Genomic DNA, 22,821 nt, shown 5'->3' on the forward strand with positions numbered 1-22,821 from the left:
CGCCCGCAACGAACAGCAGGAGTGCCATGTCCGAGTCCGCCCCGTCCGTCGTCAAGCTCGCCGTCATCCCAGGAGACGGCATCGGACCGGAGGTCGTCGCCGAGGCGGTCAAGGTGCTGGACGCCGTCACAGCGGGCACCGATCTGACGTTCGAGAAGACGCCGTTCTCTCTGGGCGCGCAGCGCTACCTGGAGACGGGTGACGTGCTCACCGACGCGGACCTCGACGCGATCAAGGAGCACGACGCGATCCTGCTCGGAGCGGTCGGCGGCGTGCCTGGCGACCCGCGCCTCGCCGGTGCGAACATCGAACGCGGGCTGCTGCTGAAGCTCCGCTTCACGCTCGACCACTACGTCAACCTTCGCCCGACCACGCTGTTCCCCGGCATCGCCAGCCCGCTCGCCGACCCGGGAGAGGTCGACTTCGTCGTCGTCCGCGAGGGAACGGAGGGACCGTACGTCGGCAACGGAGGCGCCATCCGCCAGGGAACGCCCCACGAGATCGCCAACGAGGTCTCCGTGAACACCGCATACGGCGTCGAGCGCGTTGTCCGCTACGCGTTCGAGCAGGCGGAGCAGCGCAGCAAGAAGCTCACCCTCGTGCACAAGACCAACGTGCTCACGTTCGCAGGATCGCTGTGGAAGCGGATCGTGGATGCGGTCGCCGCCGAGCATCCGGAGGTCGCCGTCGACTACCTGCACGTCGACGCCGCCACGATCTTCCTCGTCACGAATCCTGCTAGATTTGACGTGATCGTCACAGACAACCTCTTCGGCGACATCCTCACCGATCTCGCGGCCGCAATCAGCGGCGGCATCGGACTGGCGGCCTCGGGCAACATCAACCCTGCAGGCGAATTCCCCAGCATGTTCGAACCGGTTCACGGATCGGCCCCCGACATCGCAGGCCAGCAGAAGGCCGACCCCACCGCTGCGATCCTCTCCGTTGCACTCCTGCTCCGTCACCTCGGACGGACGGAGCTCGCGGAGCGCGTCGAGCAGGCGGTGACCGCCGACCTCGCCAGCCGCGGCACAGCATCCCGCGCCACCGCCGAAATCGGCGACGCGATCGCCGCCGCCGTGGCGCAGAATTAGTTCATCCGCTTCGAACGAGCGCAGCGCAAAGGATTCTCATGACATCTCCGACCAGCATCACCCTCACGGGCGCCCCGACCCCCAGCGGACTCGCGTTCGCCGTCACTCGCAACGAGGAGGCGCGCAGCGCAGCCGAGCGTGAGGAGATCCTCGCGAACCCGGGCTTCGGCAACTACTTCACCGACCACATGGTCGATCTGTGCTGGTCGGTCAAGGGCGGCTGGCACCGGCCGAGGGTCTCGCCGTACGGCCCGATCCAGCTCGAGCCGTCCGCGGCCGTCCTGCACTACGCGCAGGAGATCTTCGAGGGGCTGAAGGCGTACCGCCACGAGGACGGGTCGATCTGGACCTTCCGCCCGGAGGCCAACGCCGCCAGGATGCAGCGCTCCGCGTACCGCCTCGCACTGCCTCAGCTGCCGGTCGAGTACTTCATCGACTCGCTCAAGCAGCTCATCGCCCTCGACGGCGACTGGGTGCCGAGTGCGCCGGAGACGAGCCTGTACCTGCGGCCGTTCATGTTCGCCAAGGAGGCGTTCCTCGGCGTGCGACCGGCCAACAAGGTCGCGTACTACCTGATCGCGAGCCCGGCGGGCGCATACTTCGCCGGTGGAGTGAACCCGGTCTCGATCTGGCTCTCCGACCACTGGTCCCGCGCAGGCAAGGGCGGAACGGGAGCGGCGAAGACCGGCGGCAACTACGCATCCAGCCTGCTGCCCCAGGCCGAGGCCGCTGAGCACGGCTGCGCGCAGGTGCTGTTCCTCGACTCCGTGGAGGGCAAGTACCTCGAAGAGCTCGGCGGGATGAACGTGGTGCTGGTCTACAAGGACGGCACGCTCGTCACCCCGGAGTCGGACAGCATCCTGGAGGGCATCACGCTCGAGTCGGTGCTGCAGCTCGCCCGCGACCGCGGCCACACGGTGGAGCAGCGCAAGGTGACGATCGACGAGTGGCGCGTCGGCGTGGAGTCCGGCGACATCGTCGAGGTGTTCGCGTGCGGCACGGCCGCGGTGATCACTCCGATCGGCGAGCTCAAGTCGGACACCTTCACGGTCGGCGACATCACCGCCCCTCCAGGCGAGCTCACGATGGCCCTGCGCCAGGAGCTCACGGACATCCAGTACGGCCGCGTGCGCGACCGCCACAACTGGATGGTGCGGCTGGACGGCTGATTCCGCGGCGGGGTCAGCCCCTGCCGAGCGCGCCGGCGACCCGCTCGATGTCGTCGGACGTGTTCCAGAGGTGGAACGCCACCCTGACACGTCCGGCGCGTCCGGAGACACGGAGACCGGACGAGGCGAGCGCTGCGAGTGCAGAGCCGTCGGCGTCCGGCCAGGTGACGATCGACTGTCCGAGCGCCGGGATGCCCAGTCGCTCGCTGAGCCCGTCGCCCAGGCCGGCCGTGTGCGCGCGCACCTCGTGCAGGTCGAGGTCCGCGAAGAACCCGAGCGCGGCCGCCGTGCCGGGCCAGACCGGCCAGGCGGGGGAGACGTCGAAGCGGCGCGCATCCCCTGCCAGCTGCATCGTGGGACCGTAGCAGGACGACCACGGATCGTCGCCGGCGAACCAGCCCGCCTGGGCGGGGCGGAGGTCTCCGAGCATCCGGTCGCCGACGGTGAGGAACGCGGAGCCGCGCGGGGCGCAGAGCCACTTGTACGCGTGACAGGCGGTGACGTCGAAGCGGGAGGCGTCGACGGGCAGCCATCCCGCAGCCTGGGTCAGGTCTGCGAAGGTGCGGGCGCCGTGGCGGGCGGCGGCGTCGATGACGGCGTCCGCGTCTGCGATGGCGCCCGTCGCCGACTGGACGAGCGAGAACGCGACCAGCCAGGTGCGCTGCCCGATCGCGTCGGCGAGCCGGTCGAGCGGAGCGTGCACGACGCTGACCCCGCGGTGCGCCTGAGCGAGGAACGGGAAGACCATCGAGCTGAAGTCACCGTCGACGCAGACCACCTCCGCTCCGTCGGGGACGGAGGCCGCGACCAGGGCGGCGAGCACGGAGACCTGCGAGCCGATCGCCACGCGGTCGGCGGCGACGCCGACGATGCGGCCGAACGACGCGCGCGCCTGCTCCACCGCAGCTCCGTATGCCGCCGGCGTCGCCTCTCCGCGTTCCCAGGCGTTCAGCTCCGCCAGGGATGCGCGGAGCGTCGCGTGCAGCGGGAGCCCCTGCGTGCAGGCCGCCAGGTAGCCGTCGCCCAGCACGAACGCGGCACGCGCGGCGGCGAGCCGGTCTGTGGCCGTGGCTGCGGTTGCGGCTGTGCCGGTCGCTGTGATCGTGACGGGTGCGGGCATGAGACCAGCGTGACGGTCGCGCATCCATTCGAGAAGAACAGGTGTTGAATCCCATCCATCATCTGTGGTTATGTATGGCTGTGTCCCTCGACGACCTCGACTCCCACAGCCTGCGCGTGGTCCGCGCCATCGCAGACCACGGGTCCATCACCCGCGCCGCCGACGCGCTCGGCTACAGCCAGCCCGCGATCAGCCAGCACCTGAAACGACTGGAGGCCAGGCTCGGGATGCCCGTGGTCACCAGGGCGGGTCGCGGCGTGCGGCTGACGGAGGCGGGGCGGGTGCTCGCCAGGCACGCGACGACGGTGACGACGGCCCTGGACGCTGCGGCGGGCGAACTCGCCGACCTGCACGGCCTGCGCTCTGGGCGGGTGCGGCTGGCGGCGTTCCCGTCCGCGTCGTCGACCATCGTGCCCCGGCTGCTGCGCACGATGGGGGCGGCGCATCCCGGAGTGACGATCACCTACACGGAGGCGGAGCCGCCGGAGGCCGTCGCGGCCGTGCGGGCGCAGACCGCCGACCTCGCGATCACGTTCAGCTATCCAGGTGACAGAGTCGACCCGCATCGGGAGAGCGCCAGAGGGCTCGCGGTGGTCCCTGTCTGGCGCGACGAGATGCTGCTCGTCCTCCCCGCAGGGCATCGGCTCGCCGACGCGGAGGAGGTCGACCTCGCCGACCTCGCGGACGAGTCCTGGATCGCCGGCTGTCCTCGCTGCCGCGGCCACCTGCTGGAGCTGACGGACGCGCGCGACTTCGTGCCGAGGATCGCATACGAGACCGACAACTTCGTGGCCGTGGTGAGCATGGTCGCCGAGGGGGTGGGCGTCGCGCTCATCCCGTCGCTCGCGGTCGGCTCGGCAGGGCGGAACGACGGCGTCGTGGTCCGCCCGACGGTCAACCACGACCACCGCACCATCAATCTCGTCGGGGCGGCAGGGGCGGATGCTGTCCCCGCCATCGCGACCACGGCCTCCGCGATGCTCGGGCTGGACGGGGCGGCGTGGTCGCTAGCATCGGTGTCATGAGCACCGAGCAGCGCCCCACCATCGCCGTCGTCGGACCGGGGGCCGTCGGCGGTCTCCTCGCCTGGCTGCTGCACCGCGCGGGCCACGACGTGGTGGCGGTCGGACGACCAGCGACCGTCGCCGCTTTCGAGGAGCACGGCATCGAGGTGCGCGGCGACGGCGCAGCGGCCGCCTTCGCCGCCGAACGATTCGGCACCGGCGTCGAGCCCGTGCGGGCGAGCATCGACGTGCCGGAGGGCGCGAGCATCATCCTGGCCACCAAGACCTACGGGCTCGACGACGTGCTGCCCGGGATCGCCGCCTCCCATCCGGTCGAGGTGCTGTCGCTGCTGAACGGCGTCGAGCACATGGCGCCGCTCCGGGATGCGCTGCCCGGGGTGCCCGTCGCCGGCGCGGCCATCGCGGTTTCCGCGCTGCGCGCATCCAGGTCGGTGATCGAGCTGCGGAGCCCGTGGGTGCGGATCGAGGCGCCGGAGGCGGCGGCAGGGTTCTCCTCAGTGGCGGCGCTGACGGACGCAGGGCCCGCCGTGCGCGTGCGAGGGACGGAGGTCGATGTGCTCTGGGCCAAATACCGGATGCTCGCCTCGATCGCGTTGCTCACGTCGTACTGGCGACAGCCGGTCGGCGCGGCGATCAGCGAGGACCCGGAGCTGACGGAAGCGTTGCTGACCGAGGTGGTCGCGTGCTCGAACGCGTCAGGGGCGCCTGCATCCACACTGCAGCTCGTCGAGGTCCTCGGCGGTGTCCCAGGCGGGATGCGCACCTCGCTGCAGGAGGATCTGGCGGTCGGAGCGCCCAACGAACTGGATGCCCTCGGCGGAGCGCTGCTGCGGATCGGCGCGGCCAGCGGCATCCAGACGCCGGCGGTCGAGCGGATCGTCAGCGCGCTGACCGTCGCCTGACCGCAGTAGGCTCGGAAGCGTGAAAATCGCACGCTTCAGCCACGAGGGCGCCATCGACTACGGAATCGTCGACGAGGACGCACTCGTCGTCCTCGCTGGGGACCCGATGTTCGCCGGGTTCGACACGACAGGGGAGCGGGTGCCGCTCAACAAGGTGGGCGCGCTGCTCGCCCCCGTCATCCCGCGCTCCAAGGTGGTCGCCGTCGGCAAGAACTACCGCGACCATGCCGCGGAGATGGGCGGGGACGCTCCGGAGGAGCCACTGCTGTTCCTCAAGCCGAACACGGCCGTGATCGGGCTGGGCGACGCCATCGTGCTGCCGCCGCAGTCCCAGCAGGTCGACTTCGAGGGCGAACTCGCCGTGGTGATCGGGAAGATCGCGCGCAACGTGTCCGCCGAGGACGCACACGAGTACATCTTCGGCTACACCGTCGCCAACGACGTGACCGCCCGCGACCTGCAGAAGAGCGACGGCCAGTGGACCCGCGCCAAAGGCTTCGACACCTTCTGCCCGCTCGGCCCGGTGATCGAGACAGAGCTGAAGCCGGACGCCTACCTGCGCACGCGCGTGAACGGCGAGCTCAAGCAGGACGCCACGATCGCGGACATGGTGCACGACATCCCTTCGATCGTCGAGTACGCGTCGAGCGTGTTCACGCTGCTGCCGGGGGATGTGATCCTCACGGGCACCCCCGCGGGGATCGGGCCGATCGTCGCGGGAGACACGGTCGAGGTGGAGATCGAAGGCGTCGGCTCCCTCGTGAATCCGGTGCGTGCCGCCAAGTAGGATTGGGGGAGTATGTCTGACTCCATCTCGCACCCGTTCTCCACGGCCACCGGCTCCGACGTCCGCGTCCGGTTCTGCCCGTCGCCGACCGGCACGCCGCACGTCGGCCTCATCCGCACCGCACTGTTCAACTGGGCGTACGCGCGGCACACCGGCGGCAAGCTCGTCTTCCGCATCGAGGACACGGATGCGGCCCGCGACAGCGAGGAGAGCTACGGCCAGATCATCGAGGCGCTCACCTGGCTGAGGCTCGACTGGGACGAGGGCGTGAACGTCGGCGGTCCGGACGGGCCGTACCGGCAGTCGGAGCGCTACGACATCTACCGCGACGTGATCGAGAAGCTGAAGGCGTCCGGCCACATCTACGAGAGCTTCGCCACCGGCGAGGAGATCGAGGCGCGCAACGTCTCGCTCGGTCGTGACCCCAAGCTCGGCTACGACAACTTCGAGCGCGAGCTCACGGATGCGCAGAAGGAGGCGTACCGCGCGGAGGGCCGCGAGCCTGCGCTGCGTCTGCGCGTGCCGGACACCGACCTCAGCTTCGACGACCTGGTGCGCGGCGAGATCACCTTCCCGGCCGGATCGTTCAGCGACTTCGTCGTCGTGCGGCCCAACGGCCACCCGCTGTACCCGTTCGTGAACCCGGTGGACGACGCGCTGATGGGCGTCACCCACGTGCTGCGCGGCGAGGACCTGCTGTCGTCGACGCCGCGGCAGATCGCGCTGTACCACGCGCTGATCGAGGCGGGCATCACCACGTTCGTTCCGCGCTTCGGCCACCTGCCGTACGTGATGGGCGATGGCAACAAGAAGCTCTCCAAGCGCGACCCGGAGTCCAACCTGTTCCACCACCGCGACCGCGGGTTCGTCCCGGAGGGGCTCGTCAACTACCTGGCGCTGCTCGGGTGGTCGCTCACCCACGACCGCGACGTGTTCTCGATCGACGAGATGGTCGCGGCGTTCGATGTGGTCGACGTCAACCCGAACCCGGCGAGATTCGACCTGAAGAAGGCCGAGTCGATCAACGGCGACCACATCCGGCTGCTGGAGGTCTCCGACTTCGCGGAGCGGACCATCCCGTACCTGGTGGCCGCCGGCATCCTCACCGAGCCGCTGAGCGACGCGCAGCGGGCGATCCTCGCCGAGGCCGCGCCGCTCGTGCAGGAGCGCGTGCAGCTGCTCGGCGAGACGCCGGGGATGCTCGGCTTCCTGTTCACCGATGCCGCATCGCTGACGGTGGAGGACGACGCACGCGCCTCGCTGCCGGCCGACGCCGGTGAGGTGCTCGCCGCATCCATCGGTGCGCTCGAACTGGTGCCGCAGGACGAGTGGACGCACGACGCCATCGAGTCCGCGCTGCGGGACGCGCTGATCGAGGGCCTCGGACTCAAGCCACGCGTGGCCTTCGGGCCGTTGCGCGTCGCGATCTCCGGTCGCCGCATCTCGCCTCCGCTGTTTGAGTCGATGGAGATCCTGGGCAAGGCCGAGACCATCGCGCGGCTCGACGCACTCTCCGCCAGCCTCGGATAGGCGCCGGTCGTGCCACGCGAGTCACACGAGGTCGTCGTCATCGGCGGCGGGCCTGCCGGGTTGTCCACCGCGCTCAACCTGGTGCGTGCGCGCCGTGACGTGCTCGTGATCGACAGCAATCGACCGCGGCACGCCGCGACCCTGGTGGCGCGCGGCTACCTGACGCGCGACGGCATCGCCCCCCTCGAACTGCGCCGGATCGGCCGCGAGGAGGTCGAAGCGTACGACAACGGCGAGGTGGCGTTCGCGCTCGCGCAGAGCATCGAGGTCTCCGGCGCCGGATTCCGGGTACGCGCGACCGGCGTGCGCGGTGCGGCGGACATCGACGTGGTCGCGCAGACAGTGGTGCTCGCCACGGGGCTGCAGGAGACGTTGCCTGCCGTGCCGAGCATCCGGGCGTACTACGGCACCCAGCTGCACAGTTGTGTGGAGTGCGACGGCTACGAGAAGGCGGATGCGCCGCTCGCGCTGATCGGGGAGACGAATGATCTCGCGGAGCGGGCCATGCTGCTCACTCAGTGGACGGACGACCTGATCGTCTTCACCAACGCGGCAGGCACGGTGAGCGACGACGACGAGCGAGTGCTGGCCAGGCTCGGCGTTCGCGTCGAACGCCGGGCGATCGACGATGTGGTGGGAGAGCGCGGCACCATGACGGGCGTGCGCCTCGTCGACGGCACGGTCATCGAGCGCGCAGGCGGATTCGTGCGCCCGCTCTGGACCCCGTCGCTCGCGTTCGTGTCCGGCCTGGACCTCGAGACGGACGACGACGGCTACCTGCTCACGGACGCGCACGGCCGCTCCTCGGTGCCGGGGGTCTATGCGGTCGGCGAGACGACGCCGCCCGGCCCCCAGCAGCTCATCGTCGCGGCCGGTTCTGGCGCCGTGGCGGCCGCCGCGATCAACCGCGACCTGATCGGCCTCGCGATCGACGGCGCGCCCGGGATCGCCGTTTTGTAATTGAGGGTCGGCGTAGGATAAAGTTGACTCTCGTGCCCGGGCTTCGGTTCGGAACGGTGGGGTATGGTGTAATTGGCAACACGGCGGTTTCTGGTACCGTTGTTCTTGGTTCGAGTCCAGGTACCCCAGCAGTGAGAAAGGCCCGGTCATCCGGGTCTTTTTTGTTTGTGTGACGCGTCCGCCCTCTGACGGGGGCCCCTCGCCTCGGACGGGCTCCAACGACCGAGACGGCGGAGCCCTACCGCGAGGCGGCGCGCAGCACCCCGTCCACCCTCCGCGGGATGCCGAGCGGGTTCTTCTCCACGAGCGCTGCGGGGAGCAGCCGCTCCGGCGCGTCCTGGAACACGATGGGGCGCTGGAAGCGGCGGGTGGCCGTGGCTCCGACCGAAGTGTGCTGGGACGTGGTGGCGGGCCAGGGGCCGCCGTGGTGCTGCGACCAGGTGACGGCGACGCCGGTCGGCCAACCGCCGAAGAGGAGGCGCCCTGCGCGGTCGGCGAGGATCTCGACCAGGTCGGCGATGTCGTCGCCCGGTTCGGCGTGAATGGTGGCCGTGAGCGAGCCATCGAGCGCGTCGAGGTGCGGCGCGAGCGGCTCGGCGCCCGGGTAGCGCACGAGCAGGGTCGCCGGGCCGAACACCTCGGTCGTCAGCAGCTCGCGGTAGCGCTCGTCCGCGAAGGTGGCCAGGGCGACCGCGTACACGACGGCGGTGGGCGCGCCTGCGCCGGCTGCGCCCTCTGCCACCAGCTCGACGCCGGGCACCGCCGCGAGAGCGGCGACGCCGTGGCGGAAGCCGGCGTCGATGGCGTCGGTGAGGAGGCGGTGCTGGGCGGCGCCGACGTGGGCGGCGAGTGCCGCCTCGACAGCGGAGTCCTCCGGCACGAAGACCAGGCCGGGTTTCGTGCACAGCTGGCCTGCGCTGCCCTGGAACGAGGCGGCGAGGCCCTCGGCGAGCTGGGCTCCGCGGGCGGCGTCCGCCTCGGCCGTCACCACGACGGGGTTGATGCTGCCCAGCTCGCCGAAGAACGGGATGGGCGCCGGCCGGGCGGCTGCCCGGTCGGCCAGAGCGCGCCCGCCGGCCACTGACCCGGTGAAGGAGCCGGCTGCGACCAGTGGATGCTCGATGAGCTCCACCCCCGCCTGCCGCCCGGCGACGAGCGCGAACGTCCCCTCCGGCGCCCCCGCCTCCGTCAGCGCAGCCGTGACGAGGCCGGCGGTTCGTTCCGACAGTTCGGGATGCCCGGAGTGCGCCTTGACGATCACCGGCGCCCCGACCGCGATGGCAGAGGCGGTGTCGCCGCCCGCCACGGAGAACGCGAACGGGAAGTTCGATGCCGCGAACACGGCGACGGGGCCGAGTGGGCGCAGCAGCCGGCGGAGGTCGGGGCGAGGAGGGTTCGCATCCGGAGCGGCGTGGTCGATGATCGCCTCGAGGTATGAGCCCTCCTCGACGACGGAGGCGAACATCCGGAGCTGCCCGGTGGTGCGTGCGACCTCCCCACGCAGCCGGGCGTCGCCGAGCCCGGTCTCGCGAGCGGCGATGGCCACGAGCTCGTCCGTCGCCGCGTCGAGGCGGTCGGCCACGGCGCGCAGCCAGTGCGCTCTGTTGGAGTCGGGGAGGCGGCCGATGCGGTGGAAGGCATCCGCGGCCTGGCGGACGACGGCGTCGACCTCCGCAGCGGTGGACGGGGCGGACGACGTGCCGGAGGTGGTCGACGTCGTGGTGGACGAGCTGATCATGGATGCTCCGATCGGAGAGGTGCGGAAAGTCGAAATGAGAACGAGAACGAGAACGGGACGGGAGGGAGAGCGACGTCAGCGGAACCGGAAGCCGAGCCCGAGCAGGGGACCGCCGGACACCACGCCGTCGTGCACGACCAGCCCTGTGGGCGACGTGAGGGCGCCGAGCTCGGCGAAACCGGCGTCCTCGACGATCTCCACCCAGGTCGGTTGCTCCACCGCGAAGGCCACCTGCGACGACAGCTCCGGCAGCAGGTGGAAGGCGAGACGGGCGCCCGCGGCCTGCACGCGGTCGGCGATGCGCCTGGCAGGGGTGATGCCGCCGACCCTGATCACGTTGGGTTGGAGGACGTCGGCGGCGCCCGCGTCGATGAACTCCGCGAACCGCGACTCGGTGTGCAGATTCTCTCCGACGGCGATGGTTGCGCCCGTCCGGCGCTTCAACTCGGCGTGGCCGCGGAGGTCTTCGGCGATCAGCGGCTCCTCGAACCACTCGATGCCGAACGGGGAGAGTGCTTCGACGGCGGAGACGGCCGTGTCGAGGCTCCATCGCTGGTTGGCGTCGAGCATCAGGGCGCGGTCGGGGCCGATGGTCTCCCGGACGGCGCGGATGCGGTCGACGTCCTCGGCGATGTCCGGCTTGCCCACCTTGACCTTGACGGCGTCGAAGCCCGCATCCACCCAGCGCTTCGCCTGCTGCGTCAGTTCGTCGAGCGTGTAGTGCAGGTTCACCCCGCTGCCGTATGCGGCGAGCTGGGAGTGGCGGCGGTCCAGCAGGTCGGCGACGGGGAGCCCGCGCCGGCGCGCCTGCAGATCCCAGAGAGCGAGGTCGAGGCCGGCGATGGCGATGGTCGTGATCCCGCCACCGCCCGCCTCGTGCAGGTGCAGCCAGGCGTCATCCCACCAGGTGGGCTCGGCCGGACGGCCGATGGCGAACGGTGCGAGGTCGGTGTCGATCAGGGCCTGCACCGCCGATCCGCCGATCGACGGAGTCCAGGAGAATCCCACGCTCTGCTCTCCCGCATCGTCCGTGACCGTGACCTGCACCACCCGGATGTCGCGCACGTCCGGACCCCACGGTCTGGCCAGCGGGATGCGGACGAGCCTGGTGTCGACAGCGCGGATCGCCCTGGTCGTCACAGCAGCGCCCGCCCTGCGTCGAGGATGGCGCGCAGCCTGTCCTCCTGCTCCGAGGTCGGGTCGACCAGTGGGGCACGCACCGGCCCGACAGGCAGCCCCTGGATGCGCAGCCCCGCCTTCACGAGCGACACCGCGAACCCCGGTGTCTCGTCGCGCAGCCGCACCAGCGGCACGTAGAACCGGTCGAGCAGCAGGCGTTGTGCGGCATCGTCCCCGGCCAGGTACGCATCGCAGAACGCCACGGCGAGGTCGGGAGCCATGGCGAACACGGCGGACGAGTACAGCGGAACGCCGATGGCGCGGTACGCCGCCTGCGAGAGCTCGGCGGTGAGCAGGCCGTTGAAGAACAACAGGTCCCTGCCCTCAGCGGCTGCAGCGAGCACGAAGCGCTGCATCAGCGCGATGTCGCCCACGCCGTCCTTGATGCCGACGACCTGCTCGATCTCGGCGAGCCGCCTGACCGTATCCTCGCCGAGTGCGGCGTTCGCGCGGTGATAGACGATGAGCGGAAGCGTGGTCGCGGCCGCGATGGCCTCGATGTATGCGACGAGCCCCGCCTGCGGGCCGGAGACCAGGTACGGCGGGAGGACGAGGAGGCCGTCGGCGCCGGCCTCCTCCGCGACCCGCGCGCACTCGCGGGCGTGTCCGAGCGGTCCGCCGGCGCCGGAGACGACAGGGACTCTGCCAGCCGCGGCGGCGACGGCGGTGCTGACCACCGCGCCGAACTCGGAGATCGACAGGGCGTGGAACTCGCCGGTGCCGCAGGCCGCGAAGACCCCTGCGGCACCCGCATCCACCCCGGAGGAGATGTGCTGGGCGAGGACGGCCTGGTCGACCCGGTCGGCCGCGTCGAACGGCGTGACGGGGAAGAACAGGACGCCGTCACGGAAAGCGAGCCGGCTCACCTGGCCGCCTCCTCTGTCGCGAGCTCGGTTCGCCAGGTGCGGCGCGCCCGCCAGCCGAGCAGACGCTCAGCGAGAGCGCTCGAGAACACCGCGTCCTCAGGGCCGAGTGCACCGGACAGCGGTGCCGCGGCCGGCACCAGCCGGGCGATGGCCTCTCCAACGGGTTCGCGCACGAGCGAGTCCGCTGCGCCGACGAAGAACACGGAGCCGTTCGGTGCTGCGTTCTGCTGTGTGAGCCAGGCGAGGACGAACTCGCCAGCGTCGCGCGCATCCACGTAGTTGAACAGGGAGACGGCGGCGAGGCTCGGGTCATCCAGCCGGTCGGCGATCGTGTGCCCCTGCTGTGTCGGCGCGCCGTTCCACTCCTCCGGCGAGACGACGTAGCAGGGGCGGAAGACCCCGAGGCGGGTCGGCGTGCCTGACCGGATCTCGGTGGCCACCAGCTCCTCGATGGCGACCTTGGCGAGCGCGTACGCGTTCCATGGCGCGACGGGGTGCGACTCGTCGATGGGGAGGGACGTCGGCGCCCAGCCCGTCGGCGCGTTGTAGCCGACGACGGTCGGGCTGCTCGACAGAAGGACGGCGGCCACCCCTGCGTCGCGGGCGGCGGCGATCACCGCGAACGCGAGCGAGGTGTTGGTCTGGAAGATCACGTCGTCCGGAGCGCTGAACGGCACAGCGATCCCGGCCAGATGGACCACCGCATCCGGCCGGTGCTCGGCGAGCACGTCCCGCACCGAGGCGGCGTCGGTGAGGTCGCGGACGACCTGCGTCGCCGGAGACCCCGCGACCTCCGTCCTGTCGACGGAGACCACGTCGTGACCGGCCTCCGCGAGCACGGCGACGACACTGCGGCCGAGTCGGCCGGCGCCGCCCGTGACGAGATAGCGGCTCATCGGCGCTCTCCTTCCAGCGCCGCGGCCCCCGCGCCGAGCGAGAGCTCCGACGTGCGGACGGCCTGCCCTGTGCTGAGCGACCGGTTTCCGGCGAGGCCGACGGCGACGGAGCGGACGCCGTCCGCCCACGACGCTGCCCGACCGAGAGGATCGGCAGGGGCGTTCCCGTACAGCTCGCGCAGGAGCTCTGCGTCGCCACCGCCGTGGCCGCCCTCCGCGACCGGGATCGGGACCTCCTGCGCGACGCCGAAGTGGTTCTGGACCAGCAGGCGCTCGCCGACGGGCCGGGTGCGCTCGTCGGCGACGGCCTCCGGGTGGGCGGACGGGTCGACGGCAGGGCGGCCGTCGTCGCCGAGCAGCACAGCACCGCGCTCGACGACCGTCAGCTCCGCTCTGCCCGCCGTGCCGTTGATCGCGACCGTGTACCCCTCCCAGGGCGAGTGCGCGTTCAGCGAGTACGACATGGATGCGCCGCGGGCATAGTCGACGACGAGTGAGAGGTTGTCCTCGATGGTGATGCCCGGGTCGAAGACGTCGCGGTCGCGCAGGTAGCCGTCATATGCCTCCTGATCGAAGTAGAGTTCGCGCAGGTGAGGGTCCTCGCGCAGGTCGAGGCTGAACGCATCCCGCAGCGGCGAGTCGACGGAGCCGCGCTCCGGGCGCATCCCGAGCCCACGCCGTGCAGCGTTCTCCGCGCCGTAGAACCGCAGGCCGCCGCTGGCGAACACGCGGGCAGGGCTGTCGGAGAGCCACCAGTTGACGAGGTCGAAGTGGTGCGACGACTTGTGGATGAGGAGTCCACCGGAGTTCGCCTTGTCTCTGTGCCACCTGCGGAAGTAGTCCGCGCCGTGCGCGGTGTCGAGCACCCACTCGAAGTGCACGGAGGTGACATCGCCGATCGCCCCGGAGGCGACGACGCGTTTCAAAGCGGTGTTGCGGGGGGAGTACCGGTAGTTGAACGTGACGATCACCGAGCGGCCGGTGCGCTCCGCGGCGTCCGCGATCCTGCGCACGCCCTCCTCGCTCGTCGTCAGCGGCTTCTCCACCACCGCGTCCGCGCCGGCCTCGAGAGCGGCGACGACGTAGTCTGCGTGGGTGACGTCCGGCGAGGTCACGATGACGCGCTCGATGCCGAGGGATGCGACGGTCGCGGCGAGCTCGGACGGCTCGAACCGCGCCGGCGCGGCGACCCCCGAGGCGGCGAGGCGCCGCTCGTACCAGTCCAATCGTCCCTGGTTCGTGTCCGACCAGGCGACCAGCTCTGCCGTGTCCGCGTGCGGGCCGACGATCGCATCCAGATGCAGTTGGGCGCGCGAGCCGGTGCCGATGAGCGCGTAGCGGGTCTGGTGTGTCATTGCTCTCTTTCGATCTACTTGATGCCGGTGGTGGCGATGCCCTTGACCAGGTAGCGCTGGCCGAGGAGGAAGGCGATGAACAGGGGGACGAGCGAGATGACCGACATGGCGAACATCCCTCCGTAGTCGGACGTCGACTGCTGGTCGACGAAGCCCTTCAACGCGACGGAGACCGGGAAGACGCTGGTCGTCCGCAGGTAGATGAGCGGGCCGAAGAAGTCGCCCCAGGTCCAGATGAATGTGAAGATCGCTGTCGTCGCGAGGGCGGGGACCATGAGCGGGAGGGTGACCTGCACGAACGTGCGGAGGTGACCGGCGCCGTCGATGCGGGCGGCCTCGAAGATCTCCTTGGGCAGTGCCCGGATGAACTGCACCATCAGGAACACGAAGAACGCGTCGGTGGCGACGAACTTCGGGATGATCAGCGGGAGGAAGGTGCCCAGCCAGCCGAGCTGCTTGAAGATGATGAACTGCGGTACGAGCACGACGTGGATCGGCAGCATGATCGTGCCGAGCATGATGACGAAGAACAGCGTCTTGAACCGGAAGTTCAGCCGGGCGAACGCGTATGCGGCGAGCGAGCAGGAGATCAAGTTGCCGATGATGGCCCCGATGACGATGATCGACGAGTTGCCGAGGAAAACGCTGAACGGCAGACCCTGCGAGCTCCAGCCCTTGACGTAGTTGTCGAGGGTCAGCTCGTTCGTGAAGATGCTGAGGTTGGTGAAGATCTGGTCGTTGGGCTTGAACGACGAGACGACCAGCCAGATCAGCGGGTAGATCATGATGATCGACAGCAGGATCAGGCCGGAGTGCTTGAGGATCGAGCGAACGGGGCGGCGCGCGCTTCGCTTCCGGCGGTCCTGCCGGGGAGAAGCGTCCGTTCCCGGTCGCTCTGCGGTCGGACGGGGCTCTGCGTTCGGACGGGGCTGCCCGTTGGGCCTGGTGTCTGCGGCTGCGGTCATGCGCTGTGCCTTTCTGCGGGTCTCATCGTCTGGGTGCTGGAGGCGGGATCAGTCGTCATAGAAGACCCAGAACCGGGAGAGCCAGAAGTTGAGCGCGGTGAGAGCCGCGATGATGACGAGCAGGAACCACGCCATCGCGGAGGCGTACCCCATGTGCAGTTGAGTGAACGCCTGCTGGTAGAGGTACAGCGTGAAGAACATCGTGGAGTCGGACGGTCCTCCGCTCCCGCCGGAGACGATGTACGCCTGCGTGAACGATTGGAACGCGAAGATCACCTGCAGCACGAGGTTGAAGAAGATGATCGGCGTGAGGAGAGGGAACGTGATCGAGAAGAACTGGCGCACCCTGCCTGCCCCGTCCATCGACGCTGCCTCGTAGTACATGTCCGGGATCTGGCGGAGGCCGGCGAGGAAGATCACCATGGGGGAGCCGAAGGTCCAGATGTGGAGCACGATCAGCGTCCCGAGCGCCGTATTCGGGTCGGAGATCCAGCCGGGCCCCTGGATGCCGAACCAGGACAGGAACCCGTTGACGATGCCCTCCTTGCCGAACACCTGGGTCCACAGGATTGCGATGGCCACGGAGCCGCCGAGGAGGCTCGGCAGGTAGAAGATCGAGCGGTAGATGGAGAGCCCGCGCATCCCCCGGTCGAGGAGGATGGCGATGGCGAGCGCGATGACGAGCTGCAGCGGAACGCCGACGATCACGTAGATGAAGGTGACCCGGAGCGAGTTCCACAGGCGCTCGTCGGCGAACATCTGGGTGAAGTTGTCGAAGCCGATCCACTTCGGCGACTGCAGCAGGTTGTACTTGGTGAACGACAGGTACAGCGAGTACAGCATCGGGCCGATGGTGAAGACGGCGACGCCGATCAGCCAGGGGGCGAGGAAGGCGTACCCCGCTTTGTTGTCGGTGAAGCGAGGTTTGACCTTCGCCCCGCCTCGGCGGGCGTTCAACGCCACGGTTCTCAGTTCACCAAGACTACTCACGAAGACCTCCTCGTCTGCCGTGCCCACGATGTGGGCCGTGAAAGCGATTTCTCGCGTCGTACGGAATAATGCCGGGGTCTGCGGGCAAAGTCAAACGCAACGTTTCACAAGAGCGTTACTGTGAGCACGGAAGAATCGTTCGGAGAAGGGACGGAAATGGTGCGACGATCAGGGTCTTCGACGATCTCGGAGGTGGCGAGGCACGCCGGGGTGTCGCCCGCGACCGTGTCCAGGGTGATGAACGGCCGGTTCGCAGGAGAGCCGGAGGTGGCGGAGCGCGTCCTGGCGTCTGCTCACACCCTGGAGTACCAGCCGAACCAGCTCGCCCGCGCCCTGGCGCTCGGCCAGACGAAAGCCGTCGCCTTCCTCGTTCCCGACCTCGCGAACCCCACCTTCCAGGCGGTGCTCTCCGGGTTCAGCAAGACGGCGGCGCGCGACGGCTACCGCGCCCTGGTCGCCGACTCCGCCGAGTCGCCGGACGACGAGGCGCTGCTCGCCACCGAGATCCGTCGCAGGAGCGATGCCATCGTGCTGTGCGCGCCTCGTATGCCGGAGAAGGAGCTCGTCGCCCTCGCGGAAGCGCTGCAGCCGCTCGTGCTGATCAACCGGCCGAGCGCGCTGGTCTCCGCTCCGTCGCTGTCCGTCGACTACCAGTCGGGCATCCAGGCGCTCGCGCGGCACCTGTACGACCTCGGGCACCGCAGGTTCGCCCTGGTGATGGGGCCGGAGCAGAGCGTGTCGAACGCGGCGAGGCTCCGCGGCTTCGAGGAGTTCCGGCAGGCCGCGGACGGGGTGACGGTCAGCAATGTCCGGGGCGGCGCCGGGCTCGACGACGGGTCGTCCGCCGCCCAGGCCGTGCGGGAGACCGGCGCCACCGCCGTGCTGGCGTTCAACGACCTCGTGGCCATCGGACTCATCAACGGGCTGCAGGAGCTGGGGGTGGATGTCCCCGGCGAGATCTCGGTGACCGGGTTCGACGACATCCCGTTCGCCCGGTTCTGCGCGCCACCGCTGACCACCGCATCCGTGCCCCACGAGGACCTGGGGGTGGAGGCGTGGCAGCGGCTTCACTCGCTCATCCAGGAGGAGCGGCCGTCGCACAACCTGGTGTTCCAGCCGAGGGTCGAAGTGCGCGGATCCGCAGGTCCGGTGCGGAGCTGACCGAGCGTTGACACGTCGTGCCAATGGCTGCTACCGTGCGTGAAACCGGTTTCTCGAAAACAGTCTTCCCGACAGGATCGAGGCCGAGCGTTCTGGAAACACTTTCACGAAATGAGGCGCAATGACGCGTAGGAACCGGCTGCTCACAGGGGCAGCACTCAGCAGCATCGTGGCGGCTTCGCTCCTGTTGAGCGGCTGCTCCGGCTCACCAGGCGACGGTGGATCGTCCGCTCCGACGGCGTCGTACGACGCGAAGGAGAAGGTCACCCTGCACCTCTCCTGGTGGGGGAACGACGCCCGCGCGGCGATCATGACCAAGGTCATCGGGATGTTCGAGAAGAAGTACCCGAACATCTCCGTCGTTGCGGAGCCCGTCGGCGCTCCCGACGATCTCTTCAACCGGCTCTCCACCGACTTCGCGTCGGGAACGGCGCCGGACGTCTTCGCGCTCGGCGGCTCGAAGCCGCAGGACTACGGGGCGGCGGGATCGCTCCTCGACCTCTCGACCGTGAAGCCCTACCTGTCCACCGCCGACTATCCGGAGAGCGCGCTGACCGCCGCGAAGGTCGACGGCGCGCTCTACGGCCTTCCCACCGGCGGAAACGCGATCGGGCTCCTCGTCAACGAGGATCTGTTCGCGAAAGCCGGAGTCGCGCTTCCCAAGGACGACTGGAGCTGGAACGACTTCATCACGGCCGCTGACACGATCAGCAAGAAGGCGGGCGACGGCGTGGTCGGGCTCGACCTCCGCGTGCAGGATGTCCTCGGCACGTACGCGGCACAGCTCAACAAAGTGGGCATCTACACCGACAAGGGCAAGATCGCGGTCAAGGCTGCCGACATCCAGAAGTGGTACGAGATGGAGCAGAAGCTCGTGAAGGGCGGCGGCCTGCCCGACCCGTCCGTGATCGTGCAGCACTGGAACGTGACTCCGGACCAGACCCTGTTCGGCACCGGCAAGGCGGCGATGAGCTTCGCGTACAGCAACCAGCTCAGCGCGTACACGGCCGGCACGAACGGCGCGAAGGTCGAGATCGTGCAGCCGCCGACGAACACGTCGACCACCGGCGTCTCCGTGCTCCCCTCCCAGTTCTGGGCCATCGCGGCCACCACGAAGCACCCGGCCCAGTCGGCACTCCTCGTGAACTATCTGCTCAACGACAAGGACTCGGCGAAGGTGATCCTGGCCGACCGCGGTCTGCCGTTCAACAGCACGATCCTGCCGGTGGTCAAGCCGCTGCTCAGCGAGACGGATGCGCAGTCGGCGAGCTACCTGGAGGACATCCTGAAGGTCGGCGTCGTCTCTCCGCCGCAGCCGGCCGGCGGTGCGATCATGAACGACCTCTCGCAGCGCACGGAGTCCGACATCCTGTTCGGCAAGACGACGGCGGCGAAGGGGGCGGAGAGCTGGATCAGCCAGCTCCAGCAGTCGCTCGACACCGACGGCTGATCGACACGTGAAGTCCAGGCGGGCGGCTCAGCTGAGCCGGCCGCCTGGACTTCACGTTCCGCCCTTTCCCTCCGAGAGAGTGATCAGATGCCCCAGATCGACCGCGCGCGGCTCGTCGCCCGCCACGACGTGCACGTCGACAGTATCGACCCGTCTTCGCCGCTGAGCGTCGGAAACGGCGGATTCGGTTTCACGGTCGATCCGACCGGGCTGCAGACGTTCCCGGGGGCGTATCCCGTGGCGGCGCGCTACGGCGAGCAACCGGGCACCATGCTCGGCACGATGAGCACCTGGGGGTGGCACTCGACGCCGGGAGGAGATGGCCTGGCGCTGCCGCTGCACGCATACGACAGTCCACACGGGCCTGCGCTCTACGCCGACCTCGGCGGCGCGCTCAGCGCGGACAGCGCGAGCGGCCAGTCCGTGGACGAGGAGTGGCTGAGGAACAACCCGCACAGGCTCGACCTCGGCAGGATCGGCCTGTGGACGGGGGACAGCGCCGCCACAGCCTTGGACCTGACGCACATCGACCAGCGGCTGTCCTTGACCGGAGGGCGGATCAGCAGCTCGTTCCGGATCGCCGGGCGTCCGTTCCGCACCGAGACAGCGGTGCACCCGGATCGCGACGCTGTGGCCGTCCGCATCCACGGCACCGGTGAGCTTGGCCTGCGGCTGGCCTTCCCATACGGCTCAGAGGCGTGGGGCAACGCGGCCGACTGGATGCGTGAGGACGCGCACACCAGTCGCGCCACGCGCATCCAGGACGGGTGGCGGATCGAGCGCATCCTGGACCGAACGCGGTACGCCGTGCAGCTCACGGTGAGCGGAGCGGAGCTGGAGAGCGTCGGACCGCACGCGTTCGTGCTGCGCGCGACGGACGGGGGTCGGCCGCAGGAGGTGGTGCTCGAGTTCCTGCCGCATGGCAGGGACGGCGCGATGCTCGACGCGCACGCGGTGTTCGCGGCGAGCGACGCGCACTGGGCGCGGTTCTGGGAGAGTGGCGGAGCGATCGAGCTGGCCGACAGCGAGGACTCGCGCGCACAGGAGCTCGAGCGGCGGATCGTGCTCTCGCAGTACCTCTCCGCGATCAATACGGGAAGTCAGCCGCCGGCGGAGACCGGTCTGATGCTCAACTCATGGCGCGGGAAGTTCCACCTGGAGATGCACTGGTGGCACCAGGCCTGGCAGGCGCCGTGGGGGAGAACGGAGCTGCTGCTGCGCTCGATGCCGTGGTACGAGACCGTGATCGACCTGGCACGGGCGACGGCGCGATCGCAGGGGCTGCCCGGAGCGCGCTGGCCCAAGCAGGTGGGACCGGACGGCCGCGAGGCGCCGAGCCCGATCGGGCCGTTCCTGGTCTGGCAGCAGCCGCACCCGATCCATCTGGCCGAGCTGCTCTACCGGGCGGACCCGTCACGGGAGACGCTGGAGCGCTGGGCGACCGTCGTGTTCGAGACGGCGGAGTTCATGGCGGCCTTCGCCGCGGCCGACGACGGAGCTTTCCACCTCGGTCCGCCGCTGGTGCCGGCGCAGGAGTCGTACGCGGACACGAGGGCGACGGCGAAGGACCCGGCATTCGAGCTGGCGTACTGGGCGTGGGCACTCGGCGTCGCCTGTCGCTGGCGCGAACGCCTCGGACTGACGGTGCCGTCGCGGTGGCGCGCGGTCGCGGCCGGGATGGCTCCGCTACCGCAGCGCGATGGCCGTTACGTGGCTTTGGCGACCCCGCCCTCCCTGGTACGCGACGACCACCCGAGCATGCTCGCCGCACTGGGCGTCGTTCCCGGCACCCCGCTCGTGCATCCAGAGACCATGCGCGCGACGCTGGACGACGTGCTGGCCGACTGGGACTGGGACTCCACGTGGGGCTGGGACTTCCCCATGGCCGCGATGACGGCGACCAGGCTCGGCGCCCCCGAGCTGGCGGTGGACTGCCTGCTGATGGATCGCCCGAAGAACACCTATCTCGTCAACGGGCACAACCGGCAGAACGAGTCGCTGCCGATCTACCTTCCCGGCAACGGGGGACTGCTGCTGGCGGCCGGGATGATGGCGGCCGGGTTCGATGGAGCAGCGGATGCGCCGGGATTCGGAGCGGGCTGGCGCGTGCGGCACGAGGGCATCGCGCCCCTGCCGTAGCCTCGCCAGTGCCTCGGCGGCGCGGCGGCCCTTGGGCTCGGGGGCTCGGCGGCTCAGCGGCCTGCGGCGATGTGCTCCCGCAGCAGTTCCACCAGCGGGGTGCGCTCGACGCTGCTCCCGAACCGGAACGCGCCGGCGAGCCGCCTGGCGTCGTCTGGGCTCAGTCCGCGGAACCGGTCGGCGAACCGCTCGGCGAGCGGCTCGGCCAGCAGGATGTGCCGCACCAGGACCGCGACGTGCGGCTGACGCCCCCACGGGTACGGCGCGAAGTCGGGGAACTCTCTGGCGAACACGGCGTCGATCGGGTCGAGGATGTCTCGCACTCCCGCGTCCGAACCGCCCCAGGAGTCCACGCCGAGCCTGGCCTTGGTCTCGAGTTCCGGCCTGATCGTCTGCAGATACTCGCTGTCCTCGCGCACGTGCATCAGGCCCTGCAGGCCGATGTCCTTGTATGTCCAGAGCGCCCAGCTCGCGCCGTGCTCGCGGTAGATGTCCAACTGGTCGCGCAGCAACTGCAGGCGGAACGCATCCTGGGTCCGGTCGGCGGTGTACACGGGCCCGAACTCGCCGATCCAGATCGGCGTCCCTGTCCGCCGCATGTATTCTGTGCGCCGCAGGAAGGTCTGCTCGACCGCAGCCCGGTCGAAATACTCTCCGCGGGTCCACCCCGGGTATTCCGACGCGCTGGTGATGCCGGGGAGCGCGTAGTCGTGCGCCGTGTACACCGTGTTCGGCAGCGGGTCGGAGCGGCGGTCGAACGCGCTGAAGTCGGTGGAGTACTTGTTGCCGTCGAGGAACAGGATGTGCCGGTGGTCGATGGCACGGATCGCCTTCTCCAGCCGCTCGTAGAAGGGCAGGATCACGTCGCCGCTCGGATCGGCCGGTTCGTTGATCGGGTTGTAGCCCGCGACCTCCGGGCGATCTTTGAAGCGTTCGGCGATCGCCTCCCAGAGGTGCACGACGCGGTCCTGGAAGTGCGGGTGGTTCCAGAACTCGGCGACGTGCGTCGGGTTGTCGCTGTGCCAGTGCTGGTTCTGCCTTCCTGGCACGGCGTGCAGATCGAGGATGGACCGGATGCCGTGTCTGCCGAGCGTGGTGACCGCTCTGTCCAGCCGCGCGAATCCCTCCTCTCGCAGGCGGAACGGCCGGGCGTCGTCCTCGAAGTGGCGGTAATTGAACGGGATGCGGACGCTGTCGATCCCGATGGACGCGAGGAACGAGGCATCCGGCTCGTCGATGAAGCCGTCGAGGTACTCGTCGAAGAATGCGTCGTACGCCTCCCTGCCGAGCCGGTCGAGCAGCAGGCGGCGGATGCGCTCCTCGTTGCCTGGGTAGCCGCTGATGAAGTTCTCCATGTTCATCCAGCCGCCGAGGCCGACGCCCGACAGGCGGACGACGCTGCCGGTCTCGTCGACGATGTCGCTGTCGCGGACAGTGAGGAAGGTGAGGTCGTTCACGGTGATCCGTTCCGGGGTGAGTCGGTCGTCGAGCATGG

General features: G+C 69.6%; 19 protein-coding genes and 1 tRNA gene. 11 read left to right on the plus strand and 9 right to left on the minus strand.

Translation table 11 applies throughout. From position 1 onward, the window contains the following. Positions 1 to 26: 26 nt before the first annotated feature. Complete coding sequence (locus tag ACIRCZ_RS02125; protein ID WP_402849142.1) at positions 27 to 1,094, plus strand: 3-isopropylmalate dehydrogenase; 1,068 nt, start codon at positions 27 to 29, stop codon at positions 1,092 to 1,094. 38 nt (positions 1,095 to 1,132) lie between these two features. Beyond that, positions 1,133 to 2,263 carry a branched-chain amino acid aminotransferase gene (locus ACIRCZ_RS02130; protein ID WP_402849145.1) on the plus strand — a complete coding sequence of 377 codons (1,131 nt, stop codon included), beginning with the start codon at positions 1,133 to 1,135 and terminating at the stop codon, positions 2,261 to 2,263. A 13-nt stretch (positions 2,264 to 2,276) separates the two neighbouring features. Here the strand turns inward: ACIRCZ_RS02130 and ACIRCZ_RS02135 are convergent, their stop codons facing one another. Then, a complete protein-coding gene (locus ACIRCZ_RS02135) occupies positions 2,277 to 3,383 on the minus strand; it encodes an aminotransferase class V-fold PLP-dependent enzyme (protein ID WP_402849148.1) in 1,107 nt (368 codons plus the stop codon). A gap of 74 nt (positions 3,384 to 3,457) precedes the next feature. Between ACIRCZ_RS02135 and ACIRCZ_RS02140 the strand changes: the two genes are divergently transcribed. From ACIRCZ_RS02140 to ACIRCZ_RS02165, 6 genes are all read left to right on the plus strand, one after another. Then, on the plus strand, positions 3,458 to 4,408 hold the full coding sequence (locus ACIRCZ_RS02140; RefSeq protein WP_402849151.1) for a LysR family transcriptional regulator: 951 nt from the start codon (positions 3,458 to 3,460) through the stop codon (positions 4,406 to 4,408). Beyond that, positions 4,405 to 5,310 (plus strand): ketopantoate reductase family protein, encoded by a 906-nt coding sequence (locus tag ACIRCZ_RS02145; protein ID WP_402849154.1) that lies wholly within the window; start codon positions 4,405 to 4,407, stop codon positions 5,308 to 5,310. The genes ACIRCZ_RS02140 and ACIRCZ_RS02145 overlap by 4 nt, the downstream gene beginning before the upstream one ends. Before the next feature lie 19 nt (positions 5,311 to 5,329). Next, a complete protein-coding gene (locus ACIRCZ_RS02150; protein ID WP_402849157.1) occupies positions 5,330 to 6,097 on the plus strand; it encodes a fumarylacetoacetate hydrolase family protein in 768 nt (255 codons plus the stop codon). 12 nt (positions 6,098 to 6,109) lie between these two features. Next, on the plus strand, positions 6,110 to 7,627 hold the full coding sequence (gene gltX, locus ACIRCZ_RS02155; RefSeq protein WP_402849160.1) for a glutamate--tRNA ligase: 1,518 nt from the start codon (positions 6,110 to 6,112) through the stop codon (positions 7,625 to 7,627). A 9-nt stretch (positions 7,628 to 7,636) separates the two neighbouring features. Continuing rightward, positions 7,637 to 8,587: an NAD(P)/FAD-dependent oxidoreductase gene (locus ACIRCZ_RS02160; RefSeq protein ID WP_402849163.1), complete on the plus strand. Its 951-nt coding sequence runs from the start codon at positions 7,637 to 7,639 to the stop codon at positions 8,585 to 8,587. A gap of 57 nt (positions 8,588 to 8,644) precedes the next feature. Next, positions 8,645 to 8,716, plus strand: a tRNA-Gln gene (locus ACIRCZ_RS02165). 109 nt (positions 8,717 to 8,825) lie between these two features. Here ACIRCZ_RS02165 and ACIRCZ_RS02170 read toward each other — a convergent pair. The 7 genes from ACIRCZ_RS02170 to ACIRCZ_RS02200 all read right to left on the minus strand — a co-directional run bounded on the left by ACIRCZ_RS02170 (position 8,826) and on the right by ACIRCZ_RS02200 (position 16,558). Beyond that, positions 8,826 to 10,325 (minus strand): aldehyde dehydrogenase (NADP(+)), encoded by a 1,500-nt coding sequence (locus ACIRCZ_RS02170; RefSeq protein WP_402849166.1) that lies wholly within the window; start codon positions 10,323 to 10,325, stop codon positions 8,826 to 8,828. Between the two features lie 75 nt (positions 10,326 to 10,400). Beyond that, a complete protein-coding gene (locus ACIRCZ_RS02175) occupies positions 10,401 to 11,465 on the minus strand; it encodes a mandelate racemase/muconate lactonizing enzyme family protein (RefSeq protein WP_402849169.1) in 1,065 nt (354 codons plus the stop codon). Then, entirely contained in the window at positions 11,462 to 12,370 is a 909-nt protein-coding gene (locus tag ACIRCZ_RS02180) for a 5-dehydro-4-deoxyglucarate dehydratase (protein WP_402849172.1), read from the minus strand. Before ACIRCZ_RS02180 ends, ACIRCZ_RS02175 begins: the two co-directional genes overlap by 4 nt. Further along, complete coding sequence (locus ACIRCZ_RS02185) at positions 12,367 to 13,266, minus strand: NAD-dependent epimerase/dehydratase family protein (RefSeq protein ID WP_402849175.1); 900 nt, start codon at positions 13,264 to 13,266, stop codon at positions 12,367 to 12,369. Before ACIRCZ_RS02185 ends, ACIRCZ_RS02180 begins: the two co-directional genes overlap by 4 nt. Next, positions 13,263 to 14,621, minus strand: a complete 1,359-nt coding sequence (locus tag ACIRCZ_RS02190) for a Gfo/Idh/MocA family protein (RefSeq protein ID WP_402849178.1) — start codon at positions 14,619 to 14,621, stop codon at positions 13,263 to 13,265. Before ACIRCZ_RS02190 ends, ACIRCZ_RS02185 begins: the two co-directional genes overlap by 4 nt. 14 nt (positions 14,622 to 14,635) lie before the next feature. Beyond that, a complete protein-coding gene (locus tag ACIRCZ_RS02195) occupies positions 14,636 to 15,586 on the minus strand; it encodes a carbohydrate ABC transporter permease (RefSeq protein ID WP_055892867.1) in 951 nt (316 codons plus the stop codon). Positions 15,587 to 15,634: 48 nt separating this feature from the next. Then, positions 15,635 to 16,558 (minus strand): carbohydrate ABC transporter permease, encoded by a 924-nt coding sequence (locus ACIRCZ_RS02200; protein ID WP_402851608.1) that lies wholly within the window; start codon positions 16,556 to 16,558, stop codon positions 15,635 to 15,637. Positions 16,559 to 16,732: 174 nt separating this feature from the next. Between ACIRCZ_RS02200 and ACIRCZ_RS02205 the strand changes: the two genes are divergently transcribed. The 3 genes from ACIRCZ_RS02205 to ACIRCZ_RS02215 all read left to right on the plus strand — a co-directional run bounded on the left by ACIRCZ_RS02205 (position 16,733) and on the right by ACIRCZ_RS02215 (position 21,326). Beyond that, entirely contained in the window at positions 16,733 to 17,737 is a 1,005-nt protein-coding gene (locus ACIRCZ_RS02205; RefSeq protein ID WP_055892872.1) for a LacI family DNA-binding transcriptional regulator, read from the plus strand. Between the two features lie 121 nt (positions 17,738 to 17,858). Beyond that, positions 17,859 to 19,187, plus strand: coding sequence for an ABC transporter substrate-binding protein (locus ACIRCZ_RS02210; protein ID WP_055892875.1), 1,329 nt, complete (start codon positions 17,859 to 17,861; stop codon positions 19,185 to 19,187). An 87-nt stretch (positions 19,188 to 19,274) separates the two neighbouring features. Further along, complete coding sequence (locus ACIRCZ_RS02215; protein WP_402849184.1) at positions 19,275 to 21,326, plus strand: hypothetical protein; 2,052 nt, start codon at positions 19,275 to 19,277, stop codon at positions 21,324 to 21,326. Between the two features lie 53 nt (positions 21,327 to 21,379). On the opposite strand, the gene ACIRCZ_RS02220 is transcribed toward ACIRCZ_RS02215, so the two are convergent. Further along, positions 21,380 to 22,819: a glycoside hydrolase family 5 protein gene (locus ACIRCZ_RS02220; RefSeq protein ID WP_402849187.1), complete on the minus strand. Its 1,440-nt coding sequence runs from the start codon at positions 22,817 to 22,819 to the stop codon at positions 21,380 to 21,382. Positions 22,820 to 22,821: the final 2 nt, after the last annotated feature.

This window comes from Leifsonia sp. NPDC102414, from assembly GCF_044765685.1.
Lineage (GTDB): Bacteria > Actinomycetota > Actinomycetes > Actinomycetales > Microbacteriaceae > Leifsonia.